Raw genomic sequence first — 26,349 nt, 5'->3', positions numbered from 1 at the left:
TCAGCCGCGCAAGATACGGCCTGCGACCGCATCGAGCTTCTTCAGAAGCTCGGGATCGCGCGCCTCCGGCGCAGTGATCAAGGCTGTGTCGAGCGCACGGTCGGAGCCGATCGGGCACGGTTCGTGCTCGCGCGGAAACTCGCGGGCGAGCCGCGAGACCAGTGATTTGGCCTTGTCGGCGTTGGTGGTGAGCACGCGAATGATGTCCTGCACGGTAACGGCGTCATGATCCGGATGCCAGCAGTCGAAGTCGGTCGCCATTGCGACCGTCGCGTAACAGATCTCGGCCTCGCGGGCGAGCTTCGCCTCCGGCATGTTAGTCATGCCGATCACCGAATAGCCTGACGCCTTGTAGGTCATGCTCTCGGCATAGGTCGAGAATTGCGGCCCCTCCATGCAGACATAGGTGCCGCCGCGCACGACCGCGATGCCTTCCGCCTCGGCCGCCGCCGCCAGATGAATGCGCAACCGCGGCGAAACCGGATGCGCCATCGACACGTGGGCGACGCACCCCTTGCCGAAAAACGAGCTCTCGCGCTTGTAGGTGCGATCGACGAACTGATCGACCAGCACGAAGGTACCCGGCGGGAGCTCTTCCTTGAACGAGCCGCAGGCCGACAGCGACACCAGGTCGGTGACGCCAGCGCGCTTCAGCACGTCGATGTTGGCGCGATAATTGATGTCGGAGGGGGACAGCCGGTGTCCCTTGTCATGGCGCGGCAGGAACACGATCGGCAGGCCCGCGATCGTCCCCCGGCGTACCGGCGCCGACGGCTCACCCCAGGGGCTCGCGATCACCTCTTCGCGGGCATCTTCCAGTCCCGGCAGATCATAGATGCCTGAGCCGCCGATAATGCCAAGCACAGCCTTCGTCATGACGTCCCCATCTCCAACCGAGACGAGAATGCCAGCTTTGCGACGAATTGAAAACAGCGACGCGGTGATCCGTGGGGCGTGGCAACTGGATCAGGCAGCCTTGGCTGCCGCCAGCTGACCGCTCACCAGACGCTCCAGCGTGGCGACAGACTGGAAGTTCTCCGGCGTGATCAGCTCCTGCGGAATGGTGAAATCGAACTCCGCCTCAAGCGCCAGCATCAGGTTGACCATGTCCATGGACGTCAGCCCGATGTCGACGAGCTTTGCATCCGCCGTCACGTCGGCGGCCGTGGCGTTCTGCGCGAGGATATCGCGCACGAGCGCCACGATCCTGTGACTGACATCGACATCGAAACTCGGCATGGGGACCTCTTCACTCGCGGCTTGTTCGGGCACGTCGGATCTGATCGACGCTCGCGCAGGGAGATAATGCAATTCGGCGTCGAAAGAGTTACGCCGCAGCCCGTTCCAAGTCTGAACTCGTCTTAACGCTAACGGCTTGGTCTAGAATTCTCGGACCAAAACAACCAGGAATTAACCCCCACCCGTCGATGGCGCGGCGTTTACCCTGAATTTCGTCGACGTATTTGAATCAAATCCATACCCTGCGTGCAGCCCAAAGAAGGCGCAGTGCATCTGTCCTGATCTTGCGAGGACGCACGTGCCGATCTCTCAACGAGACAAAATCCGGAGTATCGATCGGTCATGACTCTCCAGGGAACCGCGCTTCGAAACCCGATCCCCGACGATGGCGAGAGCCTCCTGCTCGATCGCAGCGACATGTTCCTGCAGCGGACCGCCGCTGTTGCCGCGCGGGCCGCCGCGGAAGCCGACGAGGTCGACCGTGACGGCCGCTTCCCGAAGGCAGCAATCGAAGCGTCACGCGAGCACAAGCTGCTCGGGATGCAGATTCCGGTCGAGTTCGGTGGCTTCGGTGCCTCGATTCACGACATTGCCGATGCCTGCTATGCGCTCGGCCGCGCCTGCGCCTCCAGCGCCATGATCTTCGCCATGCACCAGACCAAGGTCGCCTGCCTGGTGCGTCACGGCCGCGGCAGCGCCTACATGGAATCCCTGATGCGCCGTATCGCATCCGAGCAGCTGCTGATGGCCTCGTCCACCACCGAGGGACAGAACGGCGGCAACATCCGCGCAAGCGCTGCGGCCGTCGGCCACGAGAATGGCCGCATCTCGCTGAAGCGCGACGCCACGGTCATCTCCTATGGCGCGGAAGCCGATGGCCTCGTCACGATTGCACGGCGCGCCGACGGCGCCGCCGCCTCCGATCAGGTGCTGCTGGCGCTGACCAGGGACGACTACACGATCTCGCGCACCCTTGGCTGGGAAACGCTGGGCATGCGCGGCACCTGCTCAACAGGATTCGCGCTCGAGGTGAGTTGTCCCTCCGACCGCATGTTCACCGAGCCCTATGAGCGCATCCACGGCCAGACGATGACGCCGTTCGCACATCTGTGCTGGTCGTCGGCCTGGGCCGGCATCGCTGCGGCTGCCGTGGAGCGCGCTCAGCGCTTCCTGCGCAAGGCCGCACGCGGCGCCGGCGGACAGATGCCGCCGGCAGCTGCGCATTACACCGCGGCGAAGATGGCGCTGGCCCGGCTGCGCGCAATGATCGTCACCAACATGGATGCCTTCGTCGCCCATGAGTATGACGAGCGGGCGCTGGGTTCGCTCGACTTCCAGTCCTCCATCACGCTATTGAAGGTGCAGGCCTCTGAACTTGCCGTCGAGACCGTGATGCATGCCATGCGCGCCTGCGGTCTCTCGGGCTATCGCAACGACGGCGAGTTCTCGATCGGCCGCCACCTGCGCGACGTTCTGTCGGCGCCGATCATGATCAACAACGACCGTATTCTCGCAAACATTGCCACGGCCAACTTGATGAGCACGGTACCGACTTCGCTCCATGAATGATCGCGCCGATTGCAGCCATTGCCTCGACCCAGGATTTGCACAATGACGATTCCCGTTCTCCCGCAGTCGCCCGAGATTGCACCCCAGCCGGCCGACGCGCTCGATCATCTGACCGGCGCGCTGTTCCATCGCATGGGCGCGGATGGCGTCTATGCGCGGACCGCGCTGTATGAAGGCGTGGTGGAGCGGCTCGCGACGCTCATCACGCGGCATCGCGAGCCCGGCACGGAGGTCATGCGCTTTCCGCCCGTCATGAGCCGCGCCCAGCTCGAAAAGTCGGGCTATCTGAAGAGTTTCCCCAACCTGCTCGGCTGCGTCTGCGGCCTGCACGGCACCGAGCGGGACATCCATGAAGCCGTGGCACGGTTCGACAAGGGCGGCGACTGGACCACCTCATTGTCACCAGCCGACCTCGTGCTGTCGCCCGCGGCCTGCTATCCGGTCTATCCGATCGCGGCGAGCCGCGGCGCGCTGCCGGTCGGCGGCCTGCGCTTCGACGTCGCGGCCGATTGCTTCCGCCGCGAGCCGTCGCGTCATCTCGACCGCCTGCAGTCGTTCCGGATGCGCGAATATGTCTGTATCGGCACGCCCGACGACGTCTCGGCATTCCGCGACCGCTGGATGGTAAAGGCACAGGCGATTGCGCGCGATCTCGGCCTGTCGTTCCGCGTCGATCATGCCAGCGACCCGTTCTTCGGCCGCGTCGGCCAGATGAAGGCGGTCAGCCAGAAGCAGCAGGCGCTGAAATTCGAGCTGCTGGTGCCGTTGCGCTCGGAGGAGCAGCCCACCGCCTGCATGAGCTTCAACTATCATCGCGAGCATTTCGGCACCACCTGGGGCATCGACGATGCCGACGGTGCGCCGGCGCACACCGGTTGCGTGGCCTTCGGCATGGACCGCCTGGCAGTCGCGCTGTTCCACACCCACGGCATCGATCCGACGCGCTGGCCGTCGCGCGTGCGGGAAGCGCTGCAATTCGAGCGCCAGGCAAGCACCGTCGGCTGACGCCACCAAGCCGCCGGCGAGGGATCGGCAGACCATCTCATGAGCGCGCTCCAGCCACCGATCCGGTGCCGCGAGATCGGAGCCTCCGATCTGGACGCGGTCGCCGATCTCTTGGCGCGCGGCTTTCCCCGGCGCCCCTGCCGCTATTGGTCGAGCGGCCTGCAGCGACAGGCCGCGCGCCCGACGCCCGAGGGCTATCCACGCTACGGCTACCTGCTCGAGCAGGGCGGCAATGCGGTCGGCGTCCTGCTGCTGATCTACAGCAATCGAGGCACACCAGCGCAGCCCCGGATCTGGTGCAATCTCTCGAGCTGGTATGTCGAGCCGGCGTTCCGCAACTACGCGACGATGCTCACCGCGATCGCCCAGCGGCGGCCCGAGGTCACCTACGTCAACATCAGCGCCGCGCGCCGGACCTGGCCGATCATCGAGGCTCAGGGGTTTCGTGCCTATTGTCGCGGCCTGTTGTTTTCCATTCCGGTACTCTCGGCTGCGGGCCAGGGCGCTCGAGTCCAACAGGTCGCGGCAGATGCGCACGCTGTAGACGGCATTCCATCCGACGAAGCGGATCTGCTGATCCGCCACGCCGGCCATGGCTGTCTCAGCATCGTGGTCAGGTCGAAGCAGAGCAGCATTCCCCTGGTGCTGCAGCAGGCGCGCATCCGGCAAGGACGGTTCGCACTGCCCGCCATGCAGCTGATCTATTGCCGCGACATCTCAGACTATGTCGCCTGCGCCGGCGCCGTCGGCCGTTTCCTGCTGCTGCGGGGCCGCGTGTCCGTCATCGTCGACGCCAACGGACCGGTCGCCGGGCTGTACGGCGTCTACACCGAACGCCGCGGCCGCAAGTACATCAAGGGGCCGCAGCCGGCGCGGCTCGGCGATCTCAGCGACACCGAGCTTCCGATCTACGGGTCCTGACCTATGCCGCCGCCCTGGCCTGGTGCGCATAGTCCCAGTACAGCCTGCGCGCACGGCTGAACACCGGACCGATCGGCATCGTCCGCTCGTCGATGCGGATCACCGGCGCGACCTTGGCGAAGTTGCCCGATGAGAATATCTCGTCGGCGTTCAGAAAATCGTCATATCGAAGCGTCGTCTCGACCACACTGACGCCGTCGCCTCGCAGCAATTCGATCACGCGCTGTCGCGTGATCCCGTTGAGGAAGGTTCCGTTCGGCACCGGCGTGAAGACAACGCCATCCTTGACCATGAACACGTTGGCATTGCCGAACTCGGCGACGTTGCCGAGCAGATCCAGCATCAGGCAATTGTTGAAGCCGCGCGAGGCCGCCTCGATCAGCGCGCGCGAATTGTTCGGATAGAGGCACGCCGCCTTGGCGTCGACCGGCGCGCATTCGGCCGTCGGCCGCCGGAACGGCGACAGCGTGATGGCGTTGCCCGTCGGCTGCGGCATCGGCGCCTCATAGATGCACAGGCACCAATTGGTGGTCTCGGGATCGAACAGGACACCACCGCCGGCGCCGTGCTGCGCCCAGTACATCGGGCGGATGTAGAGCTCGGCTCTTGCTGCGAAGCGCGCGACGCCCTCCCGCGCCAGCCCCATCCAGGTCTCGACGTCCACCACGGGTTTGAGCCGGAAATTGATCGCGGACTGATTCACCCGCGCGCAGTGCCGATCGAGATCGGGCGTCACGCCTTCGAATGCGCGCGCCCCGTCGAACACGGTCGATGCGAGCCACGTCGCGTGGGTCCGGACGCCCATGATCGGCGCATTGCCCTCGCGCCATTCGCCGTCGAAGAAGGTCCAGGTCTGCGAGTAACTGACAGGCTTGACAATGTGGGTCATGGCGGCGCTCCCGTTCGGCATCGATCGTATCTGCACTTCTGGCGTGAATATTTTAAGGATTTCCCGGTCGCGACCTGCCGCTCATGATCGATTCACTGCGGATGGGCACAATGCCCGATGCCTTGGTTAACTGGAGCTGTCATGCCGCTCGACCCTCGCGCCCAGCGCCTGCTTTCGATGGTGGCGGCCGTTGTGACGGAAAGCCGGGAGCCTCCGAGTCCCCGGCAACGCCGGCAGTCGCTGGCGAAACTGATGCAGTTCGCGCGCAACGACTGCGGCGCCGCCATCACGCGGGACGGCGATTTCTCCGGTCCCTCCGGGCTGCTTCGTTATCGCCTGTATACGCCTGCAGCAGGCCTGGACGATACCGGGATGCCGCCCGGCTTCGTATACTTTCACGGCGGCGGTCTCGTGGCAGGCAGCATCGACACGCACGACAAGGTCGCCGCCGCGCTTGCCGCCGCCGCCGGCTGCCGGCTGCTCTCGATCGACTACCGTCTCGCTCCCGAGCACACGTTCCCCGCAGCAATCGAGGATGCGATCGCTGCGGTTCACTTCGCCATCGATCACGCGGCCGCGCTCGGCATCGACGGCAATCGCATTGTGATCGGCGGCGATTCCGCGGGCGCCACGCTCGCCGCCGCGGTTTGTCAGCAGGCTGCCGGCAGCACCGGTCTCAGGATCGCGCTGCAATGCCTGATCTGCCCGGTGCTTGATTTTTCCAACCCCTGGCCGTCGCGCGAGTTGTTCGGGACCGGCTATCTGATCGACAGGGCGACCTGGCAGGCCGACCTCGCCGACTATCTGGCCGGCGAGTCCGATGTCGCCAATCCCCTGATATCGCCCTTGTGCCGCGAGACGCTGGCTGGGCTTCCCCCCGCCGTGATCCACACCGCGGAGTTCGATCCGATGCGCGACGAGGGCAATGCCTATGCGGCACGGCTCACGGAGGCCGGCGTCACCGTCGCGCATGTCTGTCACGACGGCATGGTTCACAATTTCCACGCCCTCGGTGCGATCCTGCCGCAGGCGAAGGTCGCACTGGATCTGGTCGGGCAGCAGATCCGGTCGCTCCTGCGTGTCCCTGTTGCGCGCTAATTCGAAGCTCTTCGGCCACATATCGTTAGGGTTATTTCGTCGTTCTTGTCGCGAATTATTGCCCGCTTTACGCCTGCGCTCCTACAACGACACCACTCGCGGAATACGAGCAGCTCGCCGCATTGATCGAAGCGAGCGGGGAGATCGCCGATGCGCAACGAGACGATTGCAATCCACGCCGGCTATGAGCCGGAGGCGACCACCAAGGCCGTCGCGGTTCCGATCTATCAGACCGCCGCCTACGCCTTCGACAGCGCCGATCACGGCGCAGCGCTGTTCAATCTCGAAGCCGAGGGCTATCGCTACAGCCGTATCTCCAATCCGACCACGGCGGTGCTCGAGAAGCGCGTCGCCGAGCTCGAAGGTGGCGTCGGCGCGCTCGCCGTCGGCACCGGGCAGGCGGCACTTCACTTCGCATTCGTCAATCTTGCCGATGGCGGCGGCAACATCGTCTCGGTGCCACAGCTCTACGGCACCACGCACACGCTGCTCGGTCACATCCTGCCGCGCCAGGGCATCACCGGACGCTTTGCCGAAAGCGATGCGTCCGACGCCATCGAGCGTCTCATCGACGAAAACACCAAGGCCGTGTTCGCCGAGACGATCGGCAATCCCGCCGGCAATGTCTGCGACATCGAGGCGCTGGCGAAGGTCGCGCATCGCAACGGCGTGCCGCTGATCGTCGACAACACCGTCGCAACACCGATCCTGCTGCGGCCGTTCGATTACGGCGCCGACATCGCGGTGCATTCGCTGACCAAGTTTCTCGGCGGTCACGGCACGACGCTGGGCGGCATGCTGGTCGACAGCGGCAACTTCCCCTGGAAGGATCACGCCGACCGCTTTCCCGCCTTCACCCAGCCCGACGCGTCCTATCACGGGATGGTCTACACCGATCATTTCGGCCGCAGCGCCTATATCCAGCGCGCGCGCAGCGTCTATCAGCGGACCATGGGCGCGGTGCTGTCGCCGTTCAATGCCTTCCTGCTGCTGCAGGGCATCGAGACGGTCGCGCTGCGCATGGAGCGTCACGTCGAGAATGCACGCAAGGTCGCCGAATTCCTCCGCAACGATCCGCGCGTGGCGTGGGTCAACTACGCCGGCTTCCCCGACAGCTGCTATTATCCCCTGGTCCAGAAATATCTCGACGGTCGGGCGTCGTCGCTGTTCACATTCGGGATCAAGGGCGGCATGGAAGCGGGCAAGGCGTTCTATGACGCCCTGAAGCTCGTCACACGGCTGGTCAATATCGGCGATGCGAAGTCGCTGGCCTGCCATCCCGCATCGACCACGCATCGGCAGATGCCGCCGGACGACCAGCGCAAGGCGGGCGTCCTCCCGGAGACGATCCGGCTGTCGATCGGCATCGAGCACGTCAGCGACATCATCGAGGATCTCGACCAGGCGCTCGCCCAGGCCTGCCCTCGCACGCGTCAGCTGGATGCGGCGGAGTAGAGCGATCAGCCGATGACCCTGCTGTTCGACCGACATCGCAGGATCGCGAGCCCTGCCCTCGCGCCCGCTGAATTCGACGACCGCGGCCGACGCCCGATCGAGCTTTCGATCGGCCTCGTCAACAACATGCCGGACAGCGCCCTGAAGGCGACTGATCTCCAGATCGGCCGCCTGCTGCGGCAGTGCGCGCCGCGGCACGTCCGCATCCGCCTGCACTGCTTCTCGCTGCCCTCCATCTCTCGCTCGCAGGCGGCCAGGAGCCACGTCGCCCAGTCCTACGCCGACATCGGGTCGCTCGATCGGCTCGGCATCGACGGCCTGATCGTGACCGGCGCCGAGCCTGTCGCCGCGGCCTTGCGCGACGAGCCCTATTGGTCGGACCTCGCCTCCGTGATCGACTGGGCCAGAACCAACACGCGCTCGACCATCTGGTCGTGTCTCGCGGCCCACGCGGCCGTGCTGCATCTCGACGACATCGAGCGGCAGCGGCTGGCGAGCAAATGCTCCGGCATCTTCGACTGCGTGAAGGTCCAGGACGACTGGCTCACGCACGGCATCCATTTGCCGCTTCAGGTGCCGCACTCCCGCCTCAACGCCGTCAACGAGCCGCTGCTGGCGGAGCGCGGCTACGACATCCTGACCCGCTCGGACGAAGTCGGCGTCGACATTTTCGCGCGCTCGATGCCGAGCCGGTTCGTGTTCTTCCAGGGCCATCCCGAGTATGACGCGCTCTCCCTGCAGCGCGAATACATGCGTGACATCGCGCGCTTTCTCGCCGGGCAGCGCGACGACTACCCGCGGCTGCCGAAATCCTATTTCAGCGCCGAGAGCGAGGCGGTGCTCAACGCGTTCGAGTGGCGGGCCAAGGAAAGGCGCGACCCGACGCTGGCGGCCGAGCTCCCGGGATTGACGCTGCGGCCCGATCTCGCCGCAGAAAGCGCCGCCCAGACGCTGTTCAGCAACTGGATCGGTCATCTCGGGCAAACCGGATAGCGCCAAGGCCCGCCTTTCATCGGGGCGATCGCGCAATGGCGCGCTATCTGTTAGATTGGCACGGCACACTTCGCTTGCAAGGTTCCGATGGCCCGACGCACCGGCAGCGCCGATCTTCCGCTCCATTCCGGACGCGTCCCGGCCTGGCTCGGCACGCGCATGGCCTCGCTCGGCGCCATCATCACCCAGGCGATCGTGCATCATTACGGCCGCGACGAATTCCTGGCGCGGATGTCGCATCCGTTCTGGTTCCAGTCGTTCGGCGCCGTCATGGGCATGGACTGGCATTCCTCCGGCATCACCACGAGCGTGATCGGCGCGCTGAAGCGCGGGCTGAAGCCGCTGTCCGGCGAGCTCGGCATCTACGTCTGCGGCGGCCGCGGCGAGCATTCGCGCAAGACGCCCGACGAGCTGCGCCTGCTCGGCGACCGGCTCGGCCTCGACGGCGAGGAGCTGGTGCGGACCAGCAAGCTCGTCGCCAAGGTCGACAGCGCCGCGGTGCAGGACGGCTTCGACCTCTATCTGCACGGCTTCTTCGTCACCGCCGACGGCAAATGGACCGTCGTGCAGCAGGGCATGAATGGCGACGCCCGCCAGGCCCGGCGCTATCACTGGCACTCGCAACAGCTCGCGAGCTTCGTCGACGCTCCGCACAGCGCCATCGACGGTCCGGTCCAGGGCGAGATCGTCAACCTCACCGACAAGCGCGCCGCGCCGTCGCGCGACGCGCAGCTCGAGCTGCTCGCCGAGCTCGGCCCCGACCGCGTCGTCTCCGAGTTCGAACGGCTGAGCACGCCGGAGCCGGCGCAGGGCCTGCTGCCGCATCTCGTCATGCCGGCGCATCACGACGTCAGACCGAAGGACGTATTCGCCCGCCGCCTCCACGGCACGCTGGCGGCCGCGGCCGAGCGCGGCCCGGTCGACTTCCCCGACCTGCTGCTGACGCCGGGCGTCGGCGCCCGTACCGTGCGCTCGCTCGCCATGGTCGCCGAGGTCGTGCACGGCGCGCCGTATCGCTTCGGCGACCCGGCGCGGTTCTCGCTGGCGCATGGCGGCAAGGACCGGCATCCCTATCCGGTGCCGATCAAGGTCTATGACGAGACCATCCGCGTGCTCAAATCGGCCGTCGGCAACGCCAAGCTCGGCCGCGACGAGGCGCTGTCGGCGCTGAAGCGGCTCGACGACCAGGCCCGCCGGCTGGAGCGCAGCGCGACCGGCCCCTCGCTCGATGCCTACATCGCGACCGAGCGCGCCGCCTCGCCAGAGCTCGACGGCCGTTCGGTGTTCGGCTGGGAGCGTGACCTCATCCAGCGCACCGGCGAGGCGTAGCGGCATGCCGGCGCGCAGCGCGGGCGTGCTCGCCTTTCGCCGCACCGCCGATGGACTCGAGGTGCTGCTGGTGCATCCCGGCGGCCCGTTCTGGCGCAACAAGGATCTCGGCGCCTGGTCGATCCCGAAGGGCGAGTTCGGTGCCGGCGAGGCGGCCGAGGCGGTGGCGCGGCGCGAATTCGCCGAGGAGCTCGGCACGACGCTGACGGCGCCGCTCGTGCCGCTCGGCGAGATCAAGCAGCGCGGCGGCAAGGTGGTCGAGGCATTCGCCGCCGAAATCGATCTCGATGCCGACAGCATCACCAGCAACGCGTTCGAGCTCGAATGGCCGCCGCGTAGCGGCCACGTCAGGCGCTTTCCCGAGGTGGACCGCGCCGCCTGGTTCGATCTCGCCGAGGCGAGGGTCCGGATCAATCCAGCCCAGGCCGCGCTGCTCGACCGTGTCGTGGCGATCGGCGGAGGGTGAACTGTCACCATCCGCCGCCGACGTCACGCCGCGCGGACGTTGCCGAGGAATCGCCCGGTCTGGGTCTTGAGCTGATCCGACTGGCTGCCAAGCTGGGAGGCCGCGCTCAGCACCTGCGCCGCCGCGGCGCCGACCTGGCCGGACGCCTCGCGCACGCCGACGATGTGCTGCATGACCCCCTGGGTGCCCTGCGCCGCCTGCTGGACGCTGCGGGCAATTTCCTTGGTCGCGGCACCCTGCTCCTCGACCGCGGCTGCGATCGCGTCGGTGATCTCGTTCATCTGGCCGATGGTCGCGCCGATCTCGCGGATGGCGTTGACGGTGGAGCCGGTGGCGTCGCGGATGGCTTCGATCTGGCTGGTGATCTCCTCGGTTGCCTTGGCGGTCTGCGCCGACAGCGCCTTGACCTCGTTGGCGACCACCGCGAAGCCCTTGCCGGCCTCGCCGGCACGCGCCGATTCGATGGTGGCGTTCAGCGCCAGCAGGTTGGTCTGGCCGGCGATGGTCTGGATCAGCGCCATGACCTCGCCGATCTTCTGCGACGCGTGGACCAGCCGGTCGACCATCGCCTCCGTCCGCGTCGCCTGCCCGACCGCGTTCTGAGCGATCGAGGACGACTGCGTGACCTGCTTGGCGATCTCCTGGATCGATGACGACAGCTGCTCGGCGGAGGCCGACACCGTCTGCACGTTCTTGGCGGTCTGCTCGGCGGCCGCGGCCACCTTCGCGCTCTGGTCGGTCGTGCCGGCGACGATGCTCGACATCGATTGCGCCGAGGTCTGCAGCTCGCCGGCGGCGGTCGCGGTGGTCTGGATCACGCCGCCGATCGAGCGCTCGAACTCGTCGGCGATCCGCACCAGCACCGTGCGGCGCTCCTCGGCGGCCTGCTGCTTGGACTGCTCCTGCTCGGCCCGGAGACGCTCGCTCTCGGCGAGATGGTCCTTGAAGATCTGCAGGCTGCGCGCCATGCGGCCGATCTCGTTCCTGCGATCCGTGAACGGCACCTCGAGGCCCAGATTGCCCTTGGTCAGCTCGTCCATCACGGCGCAGGTACGGTCGAGCGGAACGACGACGCTGCGTCCGAGCCAGAAGGCGACGACCGCGGCCACCAGCAGACCTGCGAGCGCGCCGAAGCCGGCCCACAGCGCGCGCTGATAGACGACCGCATCGACGTCGTCGACATACACGCCGGCCTGGATCGCCAGCATCTTGTCGCCGCTGCCATAGGCGCCGACATAGGACATCTTCGGCAGCTCGGTCGTCCCCCCCGCGCGCGGCACCTTGTACTCGACGAAGCCGCCGCCGGCGCGCGCCATGCGCACGATGTCCTGGATCAGGAGCTTGCCGGTGGAATCCTTGAAGTCCCAGCGGTTGACGTTGATGTATTTCGGGTTGGCGTGGACATAGGTCACGCCGGCATCCGACGATCCGGTTCCGTAGACGCCGAGATAGTCGTTGTACGGGCCCCAGCGCATTGCGCCGATCGCGGCGTAGGCCTGCTGCCGCGCCTGCTCCGGCGCCATCTTGCCGGCGGTCGCCGCGGCGTCATAATAGCTCAGCACCTTGACGGCGGACTCGACGAGGTTGCGGACCATGGTCTGCCGCTCCTCGAGAACGGTTCCGCGCAGCATCAGGATCTGCATGGCGGAGACGGCGAACAGTGCGATCGACATCACGGCGATGATCGCCGCGAGACGCTGATAGACAGTCAGGTGTCGCATTTTCTGGTTCTCGTTGCGTGGACTGTATGCACGATACCAACCGTACATTAATGGTTTGCTATCCGTGCCGCCCGAACACTGTCGAACTAATTAGTTTTTGGACGGATCATGTCCACTCACGCGAACTCGAGCCAGAGAACAACCAACCCGAGCTGGGTTGGCGATCGTTCGAATAACATGCGATAATCAGAAGTATCGTCCAAGGGGGACGGCCGGTTCCCTTGCCAGTTCCAGTGGGTCAGGTGTCGAGTTCCCACGGAGTTTCGTCGTCGCGACGCGTCAGGCGCCCGAGCTTTGTGCAGCTCAGCCCTCACCTCATCGAGGGCGCAGGGAAGACCAGGCATCGGCTGATTCCTGCGGCCCCCGTGCGGAAAGGAATGCACGGGGCAGGAACCACAGGTTCAGCCGGGTTTGCCCGGCCTTCCCTGCGCAATGGTGTTACGGCTGCTTCGCACTCTCCCCGGGGACCGGCGTTCTTGCCCCCGTTTGCGGCAACGCGCCAATGGCACGCCGCGCAGGCATCAGCGTCGGGATGCCAGGACCATGCGACTTGACCGTCCGTGCCGGCGCCGCTCGTCAGTCGGCGCCTGCCCGTCCATCACATCCCACCCCAACGCTCCTGACGATGCGCAGCGCCCCTCGTCGATGAGGCGGGACAATCAGAGAGAAGCACGAATTCCGATAAAACGAAAGAACAAAATTTGCGCAAGCGGGCGCGATTGCGCCGATGTCGTTGAGACGGCGAATGAACTTCGTGTTTCGGCGCAGGGGGAATGCGGCATGTCGCGGCGCTCCCGGCGAGCCCATGTCCGGCCCGACGGGCGACTCGGTCGAACGCCTCAGGGAGAGACCGCCGCGCGCGCCGGCCGGCGCTGCCGCAGCAGCAACAGGATGACCACCGCCGCGCACGAGCAGGCCAGGCTCAGCGCCAGCGGCGCTTTGCTGCCGTAGCGGGTCAAGAGCTCGACGAGGATGGGCGCCGACACCGCCGACAGCAGGTTGAGCGGCAGTCCGATCTGGGCGGACGCCTTGGCGAACGCCGCCTTGTCGTAGAACACCAGCGGCATCGTGGCTCGCGCCACGGCGAGCGCGCCACTGCCAAGGCCGTAGATCAGGATGAAGCCGCCGATCGCGGCGTGCGAGCCGTCGCTCAGCATCAGCAGCAGCATCGCCACCGGCAGCGCCAGTCCGGCGACGATCGCGGTGGTGATGCCGTCCCAGCGGCCGCCGCCGAGAAAATCGATGGCGCGGGCGCTGATCTGGATCACCCCCAGCATCGAGCCGAAACCGACCGCCTCGGCCGCCGACAGGCCTTTGGCCTTCAGGAGCTCGATCAGCACGGCCCCCATCCCGAACGCGACGAAGGCGTTGAGGCCGGAGGCGCCGACCAGCAGATAGAACGTGCCGCGCGACGGCGTCGATGCGGGAGCCGACGCCGGCGGATCCGACGACGGCGGCAGATGATCATGGACGCGCCGCGGCAGCAGGAACACGAACAGCGGCAGCGAGACGAGCAGCAGCAGGCCGGCATAGACGAGACAGGTGCTGCGCCAGCCGATATGCGCGGAGAGGGCCGAGGTGACCGGCCAGAAGATGCTGCTCGACAGGCCCGTGACCAGCATCAGCGCGCCGATGGCGCTGCGCGCGCGCAGGCCCGCGATCTCGTTGAGCACGATGTAGGAGGCGGTCGAGAGGGTGGCGCTGCCGGCCACGCCGAGCAGCAGCCAGGCGGCATAATAAGAGAGCGGCCCCTGCGCCGCAGACAGCAGCGCGTAGCCCGGCGCCGCCAGCAGAGTGCCCGCGATCATCACCCGCCGCCCGCCATGCTTGACGAACGGTCGCGCCAGCAGCGGCGAGCACAGCCCCATCGACATGTACAGCACCGTCGTGCTGGCGAAGATCGCCGTCAGCTCCATCTCCAGATCCGCCGCCATGGCCCGGCCGATCACCGCCGGCAGGCTGAGCGTGCCCCAGGCGATCAGCTGGGTGATGGCGAGCACGATCAGGACGCGCAGGAGGGATGGGTCGGCGATGACGGAGGGCATTTCGGGCGGGGGCACTGCACGGAGGTGACGCGCGACGCGCGTTGCAATGATGATTCTAAAGCATTGGCACCGCGCCAGCCCCGCTGTTTCGGAATTGCGCCCCACCGCGGATGAGGGTGCTCGGGCGAAACCATCGCGACATGGCCAATCGCGACATGGCCAGAAGCCGCTTTGGAGGGCACTGGTCACCGAGCCAACGGCTCGGTGCCACGATCCAGAACGTCGAGATATTTGCGATATGCAAAGACGCGGCGACGCTGTCGGCCAGTCACGCACAATCCCCACTTCGGCTAGGCGGTCGAGAGCCTTACCGACGGTTGGAAGCGAGAGTTTGAGCTCTTTCGATGCCGCCTGGATCGTGATGAGGGGCCGTCGCTGTAGCAAGTCGTGCGGTAGGAAGCCACTTCGCGTATTCTTTCTCAATTTGGTCGGGCGCAATCTCGCGGGTAGCCGAAAAGGCAAATATAGCCTTCCCTGGTACCTCTTCGAGGAGGCTGCGTTATACGCAAAATACCACCTAAGATGGCCGGCACGAAAAATAGACGTCTGTTCAACCAATTACCGCGGTTGACGCTCGGCCCTGCGCGGAGACTTTCAGCAGGCCGCGATTTCCACAGGCATGAGAACCTAACGTCCTAGCGGGCGTTCACCTTACGTGCTTTATCAACGATTGATGTGTAAAGTCGTGACATGGCCAAAAGCGACATCCTAGTCTCTCTCGTTCGCGCTGGCGCGGCTGGCGACAAAAGCATGCTGCGCTCAACGGTTGAGGCACTGATGGCCGATGAGCGCGCCAAGAGTCATCATTTGCTTGCTGATCGGCTAGAAAAAGCCTTGCAAGCGGTGGCTGTCACTCCGCCTAGCTTGGTGACTTCAAACCGCGCGCAACAGACCCCCGGCCGCGGTACAATATTGGAACTTACCCCGCGCGTTCGCTTAGATGAGCTTGTGCTTCCGCTACCTGCCCGTGCCGAGGGCCTCCAATTGGTGGAAGAGCACGCGCGCGCCGACGTACTTCGCGCTCATGGCTATGAGCCGCGCCATCGGGTGTTACTCTCCGGGCCGCCGGGAAACGGCAAAACGTCCTTCGCTGAGGCAATCGCGGAAGCGTTAGCTCTTCCGTTTTTCGTGGTGCGCTATGATGCCTTGGTGGGCAGCTACCTAGGCGAGACAAACGCGAGGCTTCGAGCACTCTTTGACTATGCTCGCACACAATCATGCGTTCTCTTCTTTGATGAGTTTGATGCCATCGGAAAGGAGCGGGGCGACGATCACGAAACGGGAGAAATTAAGCGGGTTGTGTCGTTTCTACTCATGCAGATAGATCAACTCCCAAGCTACGTTCTAACCATCGCTGCCACTAATCACGCCGAGTTGCTTGACAGAGCGGTATGGCGTAGATTTCAACTCAAGATCGCATTTCCAGCGCCCAAGACGCAGGAAGTCGCCTCGTTTATGAATACAATCATGGAGCAATGGCCTCAACGCCCCACCAAGACAGCCCTCGACATTGCAACCGAATTGAATGCTAGTTCCTACGCGGAGGCGCGGGATTTTTGCCAGAACATTAGGCGGCGTCAAATCCTAGGCTTGGGTGATGTCACAATTGACACTGCGGTTGCACATGAGCTGGAGCTGTGGGTTGCGCGCGTAAAGCCTGAGAACATCTATGGCGATCGATCCATCGAAGCCACTACTGCGCCTCCAACCAAGCGCGCCCGTCGATCGAAGCCCCGGAAGCCCGCGTAATCCGGGTAGACCGAAGCCATTTTCCTCGCGTCGCAGAGCGCATCGTTCGGCCCTCAATTTCGCCGATTGGAAACGGCACTTAATCGTGATCCGACGGGATTGACTTTAAGAGCCGATCCGTCGGCCCTCGCACCCGAGCGGTTACTTGTCTTCGAGCTTCGCGGCGCCATTGCCACGTTTGCAAACGCAATCCGGAACGTTCCTGGACTTGAGCTAATCGACGAAGAAGAACTAGAAAGCGATGACCAAGACAAGGCCCCCGAGGCTTATCTTCTAGTTCCTGATACTGAGGCATTAAGCAACATTTTGTCCTTATGGCGCCGCTGGATCGCCGGTCAGGAATTGGGTACGGGATTTACACCTTGGCGCGATGTCTTCGCGACCCTCCGCGATCTTCGCGTCTGGGGCCCGCAGGATCGGGTTCAAGAAGGAGACCGGGAAATATTGGCCGACGAGATAGATGACTTAGCGGACGACGATGAAGTTACATTAGAGATTGAGCTAGTATTTAGAGCCGCGGAGGCGATCGCCGTAACCGCAGAACAAGGCGTCGCGGCTAGTATAAATTCGGCAGGCGGCAGCATCGTCTCTCGATGCAGGATCGCAGATATCGCTTACCACGCGCTTCTAGCCAAGCTGCCGGTAGCCGCTGTCCGGAGCATAATAGATCGTTTGCCGGAAGGTATTAGCGGCCTTGATCCGGTGATGCATATCCGCCCGCAAAGCATTGCCACAGGCATCGACGTCAACGACGCGTCGCTCGTAGTGGAAAGCGCGCCCAGCACTTCGACAGAAAAGTCTCCCATTGTGGCGCTTCTCGACGGCGTTCCCGTATCTGAGCATCCACTTCTCCGTGGCCGATTAACTGTAGATGATCTGTTTGGCCTTGAGCCCAACGCGTTGGTAGCGGAACGAACACACGGAACGGCCATGGCGTCGTTGATATTGCACGGCGATCGCAATCTCATGGAGCCAGTGATTGGGCGACGCATACACTGTCTTCCTGTGTTAGGATCAAGCGATCAGTTTCCCCCGGACCGACTGATCGTTGACCTCATCTATCAAGCGGTCTTCGCCATGCGCGAGGGCGAGGACGCGACTGCACCAAACGTCATAATAGTCAACTTATCCTTAGGAAACGCCAGAAAGCCCTTTCACGGCAAGCTATCGCCTTGGGCTCGACTTCTCGATCGATTGTCGCACCGCTATGGTATTTTGTTCGTAGTGAGCGCAGGCAACTACATTTCGCCATTCGAAATTGCGTCGATGGCGACCTTGCGAGATTTCGAGAACGCGTCACCAGCCGATCGCGCTGAACAAACCCTCGGCGCCCTATCGCGTTTAATTACTTCACGCCGATTGCTCTCCCCCTCTGAGACGGTAAACGGCATAACGGTCGGCGCGGCGAACATCGACGCAGTCCAACATGCTGAGCGACGTGGTGCCAGGGGTAGGGTCGATCCATTTTTCCCGCTTCAAATGGCAAACCCCTCCAGCGCGCTAGGCCCCGGATTTGCGAACAGCGTTAAACCCGACATCCTGATGCCAGGATCGCGCGAGCACCTTTCGATGGTTAGCAGTGGTACGACGCTGACAGTGAAGCCGAGCGGCGCTGGAAGGCCTCATGGACTTAAGGTCGCCGCTCCCCCGCGGGAAGGTGGTACGAACTGGGAGCACTTCACGGGAGGAACAAGTGCGGCGGCAGCATTGACGTCTCGACTGGCTCACCGCATCCATGACGCGTTAGAGGATGTCTACAGCGAAACGTTCTTAAGTCTGCCACATCATCAGCGAGCAGTGCTCATAAAGGCGCTGCTCGTTCACACCGCCGCTTGGCCCGCCGATAGCGCAAGTCTAATAAAACAAGTTCTTGGTCCACCCGAAAATCGACAGAGTGTGAGACAGAAGGACAACATTCGGCGCTTTCTTGGTTACGGGTTGGTCGATGCGGATGCTGCGGTTTATTGCGCCGAGGATCGAGCAACATTTTGGGCTGTTGGAATGCTGGGGCAGGAGAAAAGGTGCACCGTAGAAGTCCCCCTTCCGACGTGCCTAAGCGGGCAAGCACTATTGCATTCTCTGCACGCAACGCTTGCGTGGTTTACGCCAGTCCTGCCGGGAAGGCAGTCGTACCGCTCCGTCAAGCTCACCCTGATGGTCCCGGACGATCTAAGCAGTTTCCGGGCCGACGTATCGAGAACTCAACCCGATGCAAATCAGAGCAGCCGCGGGACCGTTTTTTCGCGGCGCTGGGAGGGCCAACGCGCCCCGACTGTCGGGCCTAATGACGCTCTCCAAATTTCCATTCAACGCGAACCCGACCGGGGAGCGAAAGCTGATGAAAACGTACCCTTCGGCCTCGCGGTGTCGATTGCGATGCCCGGCGTCGTTCAACTTTACGATCAGGCTCGCGCCCGCGTTGGCCTCCAGGTCCGGCCTCCTGTACGCCTTTAATATGGTCGGCGGTCACAATAGCCACGACGAAGCGGCGCGATATGCACCAGCCCATCCTAATGCATACTTTGGGGACTGAATTGGGGACAGGCAGCGCCCATATCGATAGATTGGCTATATTTTCAAAGGGTTAGGGCGATTGACTGGCGGAGAGAGTGGGATTCGAACCCACGGTACGGTTTCCCGCACACACGCTTTCCAAGCGTGCGCCTTAAGCCACTCGGCCATCTCTCCGGCGGCCCTCTCTTGGCGGGGTCGGCGGCGTTTTGCAAGCCGGGCGGGGGCTCCGGCGGCAAATTTCCCCCAAATCGCTGATAAAAATCATCAATCCGCCCTGGTTGCGGGCTCGGCCGGGGGCCGCCGCCGCTCACCGGCCGATCGATGAACCGGCCGGCCGGGCGGCACGACCACTGATTTGCAGCCCGTCGGTCCGGCTGCACATGAGGGACCTCGCGATGCCGTCATCCACCCTTGCCCGTCTCGCCGTGCTGCTGGCGGCAGCATTCAGCCTGACTGCCGCCGGCCCGGCGCGCGCCGATCAATGCACCAAGCAGGGCGTCGACGTGACCTGCGACGACGGCCGCAAGGGGATCTGGCAGGGCGATGCGATCCTGTGGCCGGACGGGACCAAGTCCAGCCTGAAGCCGCACCCGTCCGTCATCGTCGGCAACAAGGCCTCGGTGGTGGTGGGACCCGGCGTGTTCGTCGGACAGGGCAACGGCATGGTGCCGATGGACAATCCGAGTTCGCCAAACAAGCTGCGCTGCGCCGTGCTCGACGGCGTCTCCTACTGCCATTGAGCCTCGCCGCCGTGCGGCGGCGCAGTGTAACGCCCGGTTCAGTGATAGCGCGCGCCGGGCGACAGCATGCGGCCGGCCAGAAAACCCGCCGGCGCTGCAGGCAGAGGCTCGATCTCGACCTCGGCCGAGTCACCGTCCTGCAGGGTCTCGACGAAGTCGGCAAACCATTGCTGGATCGAATGGCGGCGCAGCTTCGTCATCATGATCTCATAGCGCATGCGGCGCTCGTTGAGCGGCATCGACAGCGCCATCGCGATCGTCCGCGCCATGCCGTCGATGTCATGCGGATTGACGATCAGCGCCGCGTCGAGCTCGTTGGCGGCGCCGGCGAATTTCGACAACACCAGCACGCCGGGATCGACCGGGCTCTGCGCGGCGACATACTCCTTCGCCACCAGGTTCATGCCGTCGTGCAGCGGCGTGACGACGCCGACCTGGGCGCTGCGATAGAGGCCGGCCAGCACGCCCTGACCATAGCCCTTGTTGAGGTAGCGGATCGGCGTCCAGTCGACCTCGCCATGGCGGCCATTGACCTCGCTGACGAGGCGCGCGACCTCGCTCTGCAGATTGCCATAGGCCTCGATCGATTCGCGCGACGGCGTTGCGATCTGCAGCAGCGACGCGGCGCGCAGCAGGCTCGGGTGCATCGTCCACATCCGGTCGAACGCGTTGATGCGGTTGACGAGGCCCTTGGAGTAGTCGAGCCGGTCGACGCCGATGGCGAGCTTCTCGCCATTCAGGCTGCGGCGCAGCCGCGACACGTCCGGATGCGCCACCGCCTTGGCCGCCTGCTGCGCAAACTTGTCGGCATCGATGCCGATCGGGAACACCGCCAGACGTGTGCGGCCGTGCAGCGACCTGACCACGCCATCACGCACCTGCAAGCCGAGATCGGCGCGGATGCAGGCGGTGAAGTTCTCGCGATCGTCCTCGGTCTGGAAGCCGATTAGATCATAGGCGAGCATCGCGGTGACGAGATCGCGGTGATTCGGCACGCTGTCGATGACGCTGCGCGCGGGCCACGGCGTGTGCAGGAAGAAACCGATCGGGCTCTTGACACCGAGCGTGCGCAACTCCGCGCCGAGCGACAGGAAGTGATAGTCCTGGATCCAGAACAAGGTGTCCTGCTTCTGGAACCGGAGCAGCGCGCGCGCCACGAAGGCGTTGACCTCGCGATAGGACCGATAATCATCATGCGAGACGCTGATCAGATCGCTGCGTGAATGCAGCGCCGGCCACAGCGCCGAATTGGCGAAGCCTTCGTAGTAGCCGGCATAGTGCGCAGCCGGCAGATCCAGCAGCGCGAGCGCGCCTTCACCGATCTGCTCGATCTCCGCGATCGGTTCCGTCTGCGCGCCGTCGCGCACACGTCCCGAAGATCCCACCCAAACTGCCCCCGATTTCTCCACGATGGGCAGCAATGCTGCCGCAAGTCCGCCGGTCATTGGCTCGTTGGCTTTGCCACGTGCCACCCGATTCGAAACCACGACGAGGTTCACAGCTCCCTCCTGTTGGTCATGTCGGTTAACAGCTGTTCATCAATATGGTTCCAGGCCACCCTTTCAACCAAATGAAACCAAATTCGGGCATTCGCGCGGTGTAATCACAGCGTCAATCAAGTCAGAACGTTTCTAATCAAGAGCGACGCATGCAACATGCGAATGCATGGCGGATGGAACTAATAACGCGGCGATACCGAGCCACTGCGCGGACCGCTAGGTCGATGAATTAGTTCCGCCGTCGGCGAGGCGCGCCAGGAACGCGCGCACGTCGTCCGGAGCGTCGAAATGTCCGTCGACACCGAGCGCCCGACGGCCGACCGAGAACGACAGGCCGGCGAAATCCGGCATGATCGCGAACACCGTCTCGTCGGTGACGTCGTCGCCGATGAAGAACGGCTTGCGTCCCTTGAAGGGCGCGTGCCGCATCAGCTCGCGCACGCCGCTCGCCTTGGTGAAGCCGGCATGCTTGATCTCGCACACACATTTTCCGGGCAGCACCTCGATCGGCGCCCCCGGCAACTCGGCGCGGATGCGCGACACCTCCTCGTAGATCGCCTTCTCCGCCTGCGGCGCGAGGCGATAATGCAGCGCCAGCGAGTACCCCTTGTCCTCGAGCAGAATGCCGGGGCTGAGCTTGGCGATCGCAGCGAGCCTGCGCTTCAGCTCCTTGTCCAGCGGCGGCGCCTTGATCGCATCCGCCTCACCGCCGCCGCCGAGCCGCATCTCCGCGCCATGACCGCCGACGGCGGGGTAGACCTCCGGCGCGAAGATGAGATCGATGTCGTTGAGCGAGCGGCCCGAGACCAGCGCCAGCGCGCCGGAGGTTCGTTGCAGCAACGCGTTCAGTGCCTCGGCAAGGCCCGGCGGGACCCACACCTCGCGCGGTGTCGGCGCAAGATCGAGCAGGGTGCCGTCGATATCGAGCAGGATCGCCACCTCGCGAAGATGCGGCACGAGACTCACCGGCGTCGGAACGATCTCGGCGGGCTCCGCCGCAGGAGAACCGATCAGATCGGAGTTGTCGGACATCATCATCTACTCCATGACAGCGAGCGGGCGCGCCACCTGCTCGAGCGATTTGCGCTCGGCCGCGATGGCATAGCGCCAGGCGACGAGCGCCGCCATCAGCATCAGCGCGGCACCGAACAGATAGCCGCCGAACACCGCGCCGCGCGCCCCGCTGTCGAGCAGCGCGCCGAACAGCGCGGGTCCCGCCACGCCGCCGATCCCGGTGCCGATGGCGTAGAACAGCGCGATCGCGAGCGCGCGCACTTCCAGCGGAAAATTCTCCGACACGGTGAGATAGGCGGCGCTCGCCGCCGGTGACGCGAAGAAGAAGATCACCATCCAGGCCGCGGTCTGTGTCGCGGCGCTCAGCACTCCGATCGAGAACAGATAGCCGGTGAGCGCGAGCAGCACGCCGGAGACGCCATAGGTGAAGGTGATCATGGCGCGGCGGCCGAGCGTGTCGAACAGACGGCCGAGCAGCAGCGGCCCGAGCACGTTGCCGGCCGCGAAGGGCAGGATGTACCAGCCGACATGATCGGACTTAATGCCGTAGAAGTCGGTCAGCACCAGCGCGAAGGTGAAGAAGATCGCGTTGTAGAAGAACGCCTGGGCGATCATCAGCGTCAGCCCGACCAGCGAGCGCTGACGATAGACCGAGAACAGCGTATGCGCGACCTCTCGTAGCGGCGTGTGGCTACGCATCCGCAGCCGCATCCTCGGCAATTCCTTTGCGTGCGCCTCGCGGTCGTGGCCGGTGACGTCGCGTTCGATCTCCGCCACGATCCGATGCGCCTCTTCGGGATGGCCGTGAATCATCAGCCAGCGCGGACTCTCCGGAATCCACATCCGCATGACCAGCACGACCAGGCCGAGACAGGCGCCGATGCCGTAGGCCAGCCGCCAGCCGACATCCGGGCTGGCGACATCAGGATCAAGCAGCACGATGGCGCCGACGGCGCCGAGCGCGGCACCCAGCCAGAAGCTGCCGTTGATCATGAGATCGGTCCAGCCGCGATAGCGCGCTGGCACCAGCTCCTGGATCGTCGAATTGATCGCGGTATACTCGCCGCCGATGCCGGCGCCGGTCAGGAAGCGAAACAGCGCGTAGGTCGCGACGTTCCAGGACAGCGCCGTGGCGGCGGTCGCCGACAAATACAGCGCGAGCGTGATGAAGAACAGTTTCCGGCGACCGATGCGATCGGTGAGCCAGCCGAAGCCGAGGGCGCCGATCACGGCGCCGCCGAGATAGGCGCTGTTGGCAAGCCCGATCTCGAGATTGGAGAAATGCAGCGCCGGGCTCTGCTTGAGTGCTCCCGACAAGGCGCCGGCGAGCGTCACCTCGAGCCCATCGAGCACCCAGGTGATGCCGAGCGCCAGCACGACGCGGGTGTGAAAGGCGCTCCAGCGGAGGTCGTCGAGCCGGGCGGGGATGTTGGTTTCGATGATACGATCCTGGCCAGCCGTGTCGCCCGGCGGCGCGCTGGATTGCGGCGCTGACGTGATGACGCGGAGGTGCGGAAAGGATGCCTGTCGGGGTGCCATGGAATCCCAATGCGACGGCGCGGGTCGCACCGCATGCTCGACCGAGAGGATGAAGCAAATGCGGCAATGAAACCCTGCCGCTGCGACCCAACGTCTCGCCGCGCGCCGGGTTCCCGGAAGTGGGGCGGGGTTCGGCGCTCGACCCCCCCCCCGGGGGCGCAGCGTCTCCTGGGTGAGGCCCAGGCGCGCCTCATTTCAGGTGTCGTCCCGAGCAAGCGGGCGGAGCGAGCGCGACCTGGCATACCGCGTGATGCAAGATTGGGGCACGCGATCGATATCGCCCGCCACATATCGGCCGCGGCGTATGGATCCCGGCGTTCGCCGGGATGACAGCGGAGGGTTTGGCCGCGGGCTCGCCAGCGCATCTGCGAGCGGTGTGAAGACCAGCCTGTCGCCGCAAAACTCACGCCGCGCGGATGTTCGCCATGAAGCGGTTGAGCTCCGCGCGCAGGCGGGCGCTTTCCGAGGACAGCGACTGGGCCGAGCGCAGCACCTCCTCCGAGGCCTCGCCGGTCTGGGTCGCGCCGCGATTGACCTGGGTGATATCGGCTGCGGCGGCCTGCGTGCCTGCCGCGACGCTCTGCACGTTCCTGGCGATCTCCTGGGTCGCGCCGCCCTGCTGCTCGACCGCGGTCGCGATCGACGAGGCGATGGTCGAGATCTGGCGGATGGTGCCGCCGATCTGCTTGATCGCGGTCACCGACTCCTGGGTCGCTGCCTGCATGCCGGAGATGTGGTTGGAGATGTCGTCGGTCGCCTTGGCGGTCTGCTCCGCCAGCGACTTGACCTCGGAAGCCACCACCGCGAAGCCGCGGCCGGCATCGCCGGCGCGTGCCGCCTCGATGGTGGCGTTCAGCGCCAGCAGGTTGGTCTGCTCGGCGATCGCGGTGATCAGCTTGACGACGTCGCCGATCTCCTGCGCCGCGCGCGACAGCTTGCCGATGCGCCCGTCGGTCTCCTCGGCCTGGGCGACGGCGGATTCCGCGATGCGGCTGGACTCGCGGACCTGGCGGCCGATCTCGTCGACCGAGGCCGACAGCTCGTCGGTCGCGCTCGCGACCGAGTGGATGCGGCCGGTGGCCTGGTCGGAGGTGCCGCTCACGCGGCTCGCCAGCGACTGCGTGGTCTCGGCGGTGCGCGTCAGGGTCGAAGCCGCCTGCTCGAGGTGCTCGGCCGAGCTCGAGACGTTGGACACGATCGAGCCGACGGCGGTCTCGAACTCGTCGGCGAAGCGGATGAGCTCGGCCCGGCGCGCGGCGCCCGCAGCCTTGTTCTGGGCGTCCTGCGTCGCGGCGTCGCGCTCGGCCTTGGCCACCGCCTGGACCTTGAACTCCTCGACGGCGGCCGCCATCTCGCCGATCTCATCGGCGCGCCCGAGGCCGGGCAGCCGGACGTCGAAATTGCCCGAGGCGAGCTCGCGCATCGCCTTGCACATCGTGATCATCGGCCTGGAAATGCCGTTGCCGAGCATCAGCGCCAGCACGGCGCCGAGCGTCAGCCCGCCGATCGCCAGCATCGCGATCAGCCGCTCGATGTCCGCGATGGTGGTGTTGGCGGCGGCCTCGATGCGCTGCTGGTCGGAGGCGACCTCGGATTTCAGCCCGTTCGACAGCGCGATGATCTCGGTCCCGACGACGCCCATCTCCTGTTCGAGCTTGCCGAGCGCTTTCATGTTCTCCGACAGCTTGATGAAGGCGGCGCGGTACTGCTTGATCAGGTCGCCGAGCTCGGCGACGCGCTGGGTGATCTTCTCGTCATTGGCATAGATCGTCACCAGCGAGGTTTCCAGGAAGCGCGTGCGCGCGATGGCGCCGTCGGCCGTCTTGGCATCGGGCTTGGCGATGTAGGTCCCGACCAGCGCGGACACGGTCAGGTACTGGCCGGTGAGGTCCTTGGCCGTCGTCTGCACGGACGGCAGGCCGGCGAGCGCGGCGGTGTCCGCCAGATCGTCGAACTTGAAGCGGATCTTGTTGCCGATGATGCCGATCTGGTCGGTCGCCAGCTTCGCGTTCTCGCGGGTCAGGGCAACGATGCTCGAGAATGTCTTGGCGAAGGCCTGAAACTGCGCCTGCAGCTTGCCGACCTGCGCCCGCCGCTCGGCACCGGTCGCAGCCATCGATTTGTCGATCGCGGCCTGGAGCGCCTGCTGGGCAGCGGTGGCCGCCGCCTCGTCGTCGGCTTTGCCGGTCAGGGCATAGTATCGGGCGAGAGCCTGGTACGAGACCAGCTCGCGATCGATGGTGCGGGTGGTGTCGGCTTCCGCAACGCTGCTGCGATAGGCCGCCACCGCTGCGGCGACCCGCTCGAACCCCAGATAGGAGAAGCCGATGCTGACGGCGGAGATGGCCAGCACCACGGCAAAGCCCAGGAAGATCTTGCCGCGAAATCGCAGGGTCAGAAAATTGGCACGCCGCGACTGCGGCGCAAGCTGCGCAGACATTCCCACCCCCGACACGCCATTCTTTATATTGGCCAGAAACCAACCGCCCGGCAGCAACGCACCAGAGCGTGATCAAAACTACGTCACAATGGCTAAGGGGCGGTAAATGGGCGGCCTCGGCCTG

At 65.0% G+C, this 26,349-nt stretch carries 20 protein-coding genes and 1 tRNA gene; 11 read left to right on the top strand and 10 right to left on the bottom strand.

The window, feature by feature from the left end; all coding sequences use genetic code 11:
- Both ACQR13_RS16915 and ACQR13_RS16910 read right to left on the bottom strand, forming a co-directional pair.
- Positions 1 to 876, bottom strand: a complete 876-nt coding sequence (locus tag ACQR13_RS16915; protein ID WP_315750816.1) for an S-methyl-5'-thioadenosine phosphorylase — start codon at positions 874 to 876, stop codon at positions 1 to 3.
- A 90-nt stretch (positions 877 to 966) separates the two neighbouring features.
- Positions 967 to 1,239 carry a phosphopantetheine-binding protein gene (locus ACQR13_RS16910; protein ID WP_315717167.1) on the bottom strand — a complete coding sequence of 91 codons (273 nt, stop codon included), beginning with the start codon at positions 1,237 to 1,239 and terminating at the stop codon, positions 967 to 969.
- Between the two features lie 417 nt (positions 1,240 to 1,656).
- Here ACQR13_RS16910 and ACQR13_RS16905 point away from each other — a divergent pair, with 417 nt between their 5' ends.
- From ACQR13_RS16905 to ACQR13_RS16895, 3 genes are read left to right on the top strand one after another with little or no spacing between them, the layout of a single operon-like run.
- Positions 1,657 to 2,808: an acyl-CoA dehydrogenase family protein gene (locus ACQR13_RS16905; RefSeq protein ID WP_409998634.1), complete on the top strand. Its 1,152-nt coding sequence runs from the start codon at positions 1,657 to 1,659 to the stop codon at positions 2,806 to 2,808.
- Between the two features lie 42 nt (positions 2,809 to 2,850).
- Positions 2,851 to 3,813, top strand: a complete 963-nt coding sequence (locus ACQR13_RS16900) for an amino acid--[acyl-carrier-protein] ligase (RefSeq protein ID WP_315717036.1) — start codon at positions 2,851 to 2,853, stop codon at positions 3,811 to 3,813.
- Between the two features lie 39 nt (positions 3,814 to 3,852).
- Complete coding sequence (locus ACQR13_RS16895; protein WP_315750812.1) at positions 3,853 to 4,734, top strand: acyl-CoA acyltransferase; 882 nt, start codon at positions 3,853 to 3,855, stop codon at positions 4,732 to 4,734.
- Position 4,735: 1 nt separating this feature from the next.
- Here ACQR13_RS16895 and ACQR13_RS16890 read toward each other — a convergent pair whose 3' ends face one another.
- Positions 4,736 to 5,623, bottom strand: coding sequence for a branched-chain amino acid aminotransferase (locus ACQR13_RS16890; RefSeq protein WP_315750810.1), 888 nt, complete (start codon positions 5,621 to 5,623; stop codon positions 4,736 to 4,738).
- 141 nt (positions 5,624 to 5,764) lie between these two features.
- Between ACQR13_RS16890 and ACQR13_RS16885 the strand changes: the two genes are divergently transcribed.
- The 5 genes from ACQR13_RS16885 (at position 5,765) to ACQR13_RS16865 (ending at position 10,964) form a co-directional block, all read left to right on the top strand.
- Positions 5,765 to 6,721 (top strand): alpha/beta hydrolase, encoded by a 957-nt coding sequence (locus tag ACQR13_RS16885; RefSeq protein WP_315750809.1) that lies wholly within the window; start codon positions 5,765 to 5,767, stop codon positions 6,719 to 6,721.
- A 150-nt stretch (positions 6,722 to 6,871) separates the two neighbouring features.
- On the top strand, positions 6,872 to 8,176 hold the full coding sequence (locus ACQR13_RS16880; protein WP_315750808.1) for an O-acetylhomoserine aminocarboxypropyltransferase/cysteine synthase family protein: 1,305 nt from the start codon (positions 6,872 to 6,874) through the stop codon (positions 8,174 to 8,176).
- A 12-nt stretch (positions 8,177 to 8,188) separates the two neighbouring features.
- The gene (metA, locus tag ACQR13_RS16875; RefSeq protein ID WP_316191837.1) at positions 8,189 to 9,169 is read left to right on the top strand and encodes a homoserine O-succinyltransferase MetA; all 981 of its coding nucleotides are present in this window, start codon (positions 8,189 to 8,191) and stop codon (positions 9,167 to 9,169) included.
- Positions 9,170 to 9,256: 87 nt separating this feature from the next.
- Positions 9,257 to 10,498 (top strand): DUF763 domain-containing protein, encoded by a 1,242-nt coding sequence (locus tag ACQR13_RS16870; protein ID WP_316173277.1) that lies wholly within the window; start codon positions 9,257 to 9,259, stop codon positions 10,496 to 10,498.
- Positions 10,499 to 10,502: 4 nt separating this feature from the next.
- The gene (locus ACQR13_RS16865) at positions 10,503 to 10,964 is read left to right on the top strand and encodes an NUDIX domain-containing protein (protein ID WP_316169887.1); all 462 of its coding nucleotides are present in this window, start codon (positions 10,503 to 10,505) and stop codon (positions 10,962 to 10,964) included.
- Positions 10,965 to 10,987: 23 nt separating this feature from the next.
- Here the strand turns inward: ACQR13_RS16865 and ACQR13_RS16860 are convergent, their stop codons facing one another.
- On the bottom strand, positions 10,988 to 12,685 hold the full coding sequence (locus tag ACQR13_RS16860; protein WP_315750799.1) for a methyl-accepting chemotaxis protein: 1,698 nt from the start codon (positions 12,683 to 12,685) through the stop codon (positions 10,988 to 10,990).
- 839 nt (positions 12,686 to 13,524) lie between these two features.
- Positions 13,525 to 14,730, bottom strand: a complete 1,206-nt coding sequence (locus ACQR13_RS16855; protein ID WP_315827898.1) for an MFS transporter — start codon at positions 14,728 to 14,730, stop codon at positions 13,525 to 13,527.
- Between the two features lie 690 nt (positions 14,731 to 15,420).
- Between ACQR13_RS16855 and ACQR13_RS16850 the strand changes: the two genes are divergently transcribed.
- Together ACQR13_RS16850 and ACQR13_RS16845 are read left to right on the top strand one after the other, a co-directional pair.
- Positions 15,421 to 16,479: an AAA family ATPase gene (locus ACQR13_RS16850; protein ID WP_316227000.1), complete on the top strand. Its 1,059-nt coding sequence runs from the start codon at positions 15,421 to 15,423 to the stop codon at positions 16,477 to 16,479.
- Positions 16,480 to 16,545: 66 nt separating this feature from the next.
- Complete coding sequence (locus tag ACQR13_RS16845; protein ID WP_434863001.1) at positions 16,546 to 18,933, top strand: S8 family peptidase; 2,388 nt, start codon at positions 16,546 to 16,548, stop codon at positions 18,931 to 18,933.
- A gap of 144 nt (positions 18,934 to 19,077) precedes the next feature.
- Here the strand turns inward: ACQR13_RS16845 and ACQR13_RS16840 are convergent.
- A tRNA-Ser gene (locus ACQR13_RS16840) sits at positions 19,078 to 19,167 on the bottom strand.
- A gap of 221 nt (positions 19,168 to 19,388) precedes the next feature.
- Here ACQR13_RS16840 and ACQR13_RS16835 point away from each other — a divergent pair.
- The gene (locus ACQR13_RS16835; RefSeq protein WP_316227002.1) at positions 19,389 to 19,733 is read left to right on the top strand and encodes a hypothetical protein; all 345 of its coding nucleotides are present in this window, start codon (positions 19,389 to 19,391) and stop codon (positions 19,731 to 19,733) included.
- A 38-nt stretch (positions 19,734 to 19,771) separates the two neighbouring features.
- Here the strand turns inward: ACQR13_RS16835 and ACQR13_RS16830 are convergent, their stop codons facing one another.
- From ACQR13_RS16830 to ACQR13_RS16815, 4 genes are all read right to left on the bottom strand, one after another.
- The gene (locus ACQR13_RS16830; protein ID WP_316165688.1) at positions 19,772 to 21,232 is read right to left on the bottom strand and encodes a trehalose-6-phosphate synthase; all 1,461 of its coding nucleotides are present in this window, start codon (positions 21,230 to 21,232) and stop codon (positions 19,772 to 19,774) included.
- A 216-nt stretch (positions 21,233 to 21,448) separates the two neighbouring features.
- Positions 21,449 to 22,270 (bottom strand): trehalose-phosphatase, encoded by an 822-nt coding sequence (gene otsB, locus ACQR13_RS16825; protein WP_434863000.1) that lies wholly within the window; start codon positions 22,268 to 22,270, stop codon positions 21,449 to 21,451.
- Positions 22,271 to 23,785 (bottom strand): MFS transporter, encoded by a 1,515-nt coding sequence (locus ACQR13_RS16820; RefSeq protein WP_434843330.1) that lies wholly within the window; start codon positions 23,783 to 23,785, stop codon positions 22,271 to 22,273.
- A 403-nt stretch (positions 23,786 to 24,188) separates the two neighbouring features.
- Entirely contained in the window at positions 24,189 to 26,225 is a 2,037-nt protein-coding gene (locus ACQR13_RS16815; protein ID WP_316173285.1) for a methyl-accepting chemotaxis protein, read from the bottom strand.
- Between the last annotated feature and the right edge of the window lie 124 nt (positions 26,226 to 26,349).

Origin of the sequence: Bradyrhizobium sp. HKCCYLRH3059 (genome assembly GCF_051168035.1) — a bacterium.
Taxonomy (GTDB): Bacteria; Pseudomonadota; Alphaproteobacteria; order Rhizobiales; family Xanthobacteraceae; genus Bradyrhizobium.
Note: the sequence above shows the minus strand (reverse complement) of the source record. Positions and strands in the feature narration are given on the sequence as shown.

Bases quoted from the DNA above. Each gene is read 5' to 3' on its own strand.
- ACQR13_RS16905 (WP_409998634.1), top strand. From the start codon at position 1,657: ATGTTCCTGCAGCGGACCGCCGCTGTTGCCGCGCGGGCCGCCGCGGAA.
- ACQR13_RS16860 (WP_315750799.1), bottom strand. From the start codon at position 12,685: ATGCGACACCTGACTGTCTATCAGCGTCTCGCGGCGATCATCGCCGTG.
- ACQR13_RS16910 (WP_315717167.1), bottom strand. From the start codon at position 1,239: ATGCCGAGTTTCGATGTCGATGTCAGTCACAGGATCGTGGCGCTCGTG.
- metA (WP_316191837.1), top strand. From the start codon at position 8,189: ATGACCCTGCTGTTCGACCGACATCGCAGGATCGCGAGCCCTGCCCTC.
- ACQR13_RS16865 (WP_316169887.1), top strand. From the start codon at position 10,503: ATGCCGGCGCGCAGCGCGGGCGTGCTCGCCTTTCGCCGCACCGCCGAT.
- ACQR13_RS16850 (WP_316227000.1), top strand. From the start codon at position 15,421: ATGGCCAAAAGCGACATCCTAGTCTCTCTCGTTCGCGCTGGCGCGGCT.
- ACQR13_RS16870 (WP_316173277.1), top strand. From the start codon at position 9,257: ATGGCCCGACGCACCGGCAGCGCCGATCTTCCGCTCCATTCCGGACGC.
- ACQR13_RS16890 (WP_315750810.1), bottom strand. From the start codon at position 5,623: ATGACCCACATTGTCAAGCCTGTCAGTTACTCGCAGACCTGGACCTTC.
- ACQR13_RS16915 (WP_315750816.1), bottom strand. From the start codon at position 876: ATGACGAAGGCTGTGCTTGGCATTATCGGCGGCTCAGGCATCTATGAT.
- otsB (WP_434863000.1), bottom strand. From the start codon at position 22,270: ATGATGATGTCCGACAACTCCGATCTGATCGGTTCTCCTGCGGCGGAG.
- ACQR13_RS16880 (WP_315750808.1), top strand. From the start codon at position 6,872: ATGCGCAACGAGACGATTGCAATCCACGCCGGCTATGAGCCGGAGGCG.
- ACQR13_RS16815 (WP_316173285.1), bottom strand. From the start codon at position 26,225: ATGTCTGCGCAGCTTGCGCCGCAGTCGCGGCGTGCCAATTTTCTGACC.
- ACQR13_RS16900 (WP_315717036.1), top strand. From the start codon at position 2,851: ATGACGATTCCCGTTCTCCCGCAGTCGCCCGAGATTGCACCCCAGCCG.
- ACQR13_RS16835 (WP_316227002.1), top strand. From the start codon at position 19,389: ATGCCGTCATCCACCCTTGCCCGTCTCGCCGTGCTGCTGGCGGCAGCA.
- ACQR13_RS16820 (WP_434843330.1), bottom strand. From the start codon at position 23,785: ATGGCACCCCGACAGGCATCCTTTCCGCACCTCCGCGTCATCACGTCA.
- ACQR13_RS16855 (WP_315827898.1), bottom strand. From the start codon at position 14,730: ATGCCCTCCGTCATCGCCGACCCATCCCTCCTGCGCGTCCTGATCGTG.
- ACQR13_RS16895 (WP_315750812.1), top strand. From the start codon at position 3,853: ATGAGCGCGCTCCAGCCACCGATCCGGTGCCGCGAGATCGGAGCCTCC.
- ACQR13_RS16885 (WP_315750809.1), top strand. From the start codon at position 5,765: ATGCCGCTCGACCCTCGCGCCCAGCGCCTGCTTTCGATGGTGGCGGCC.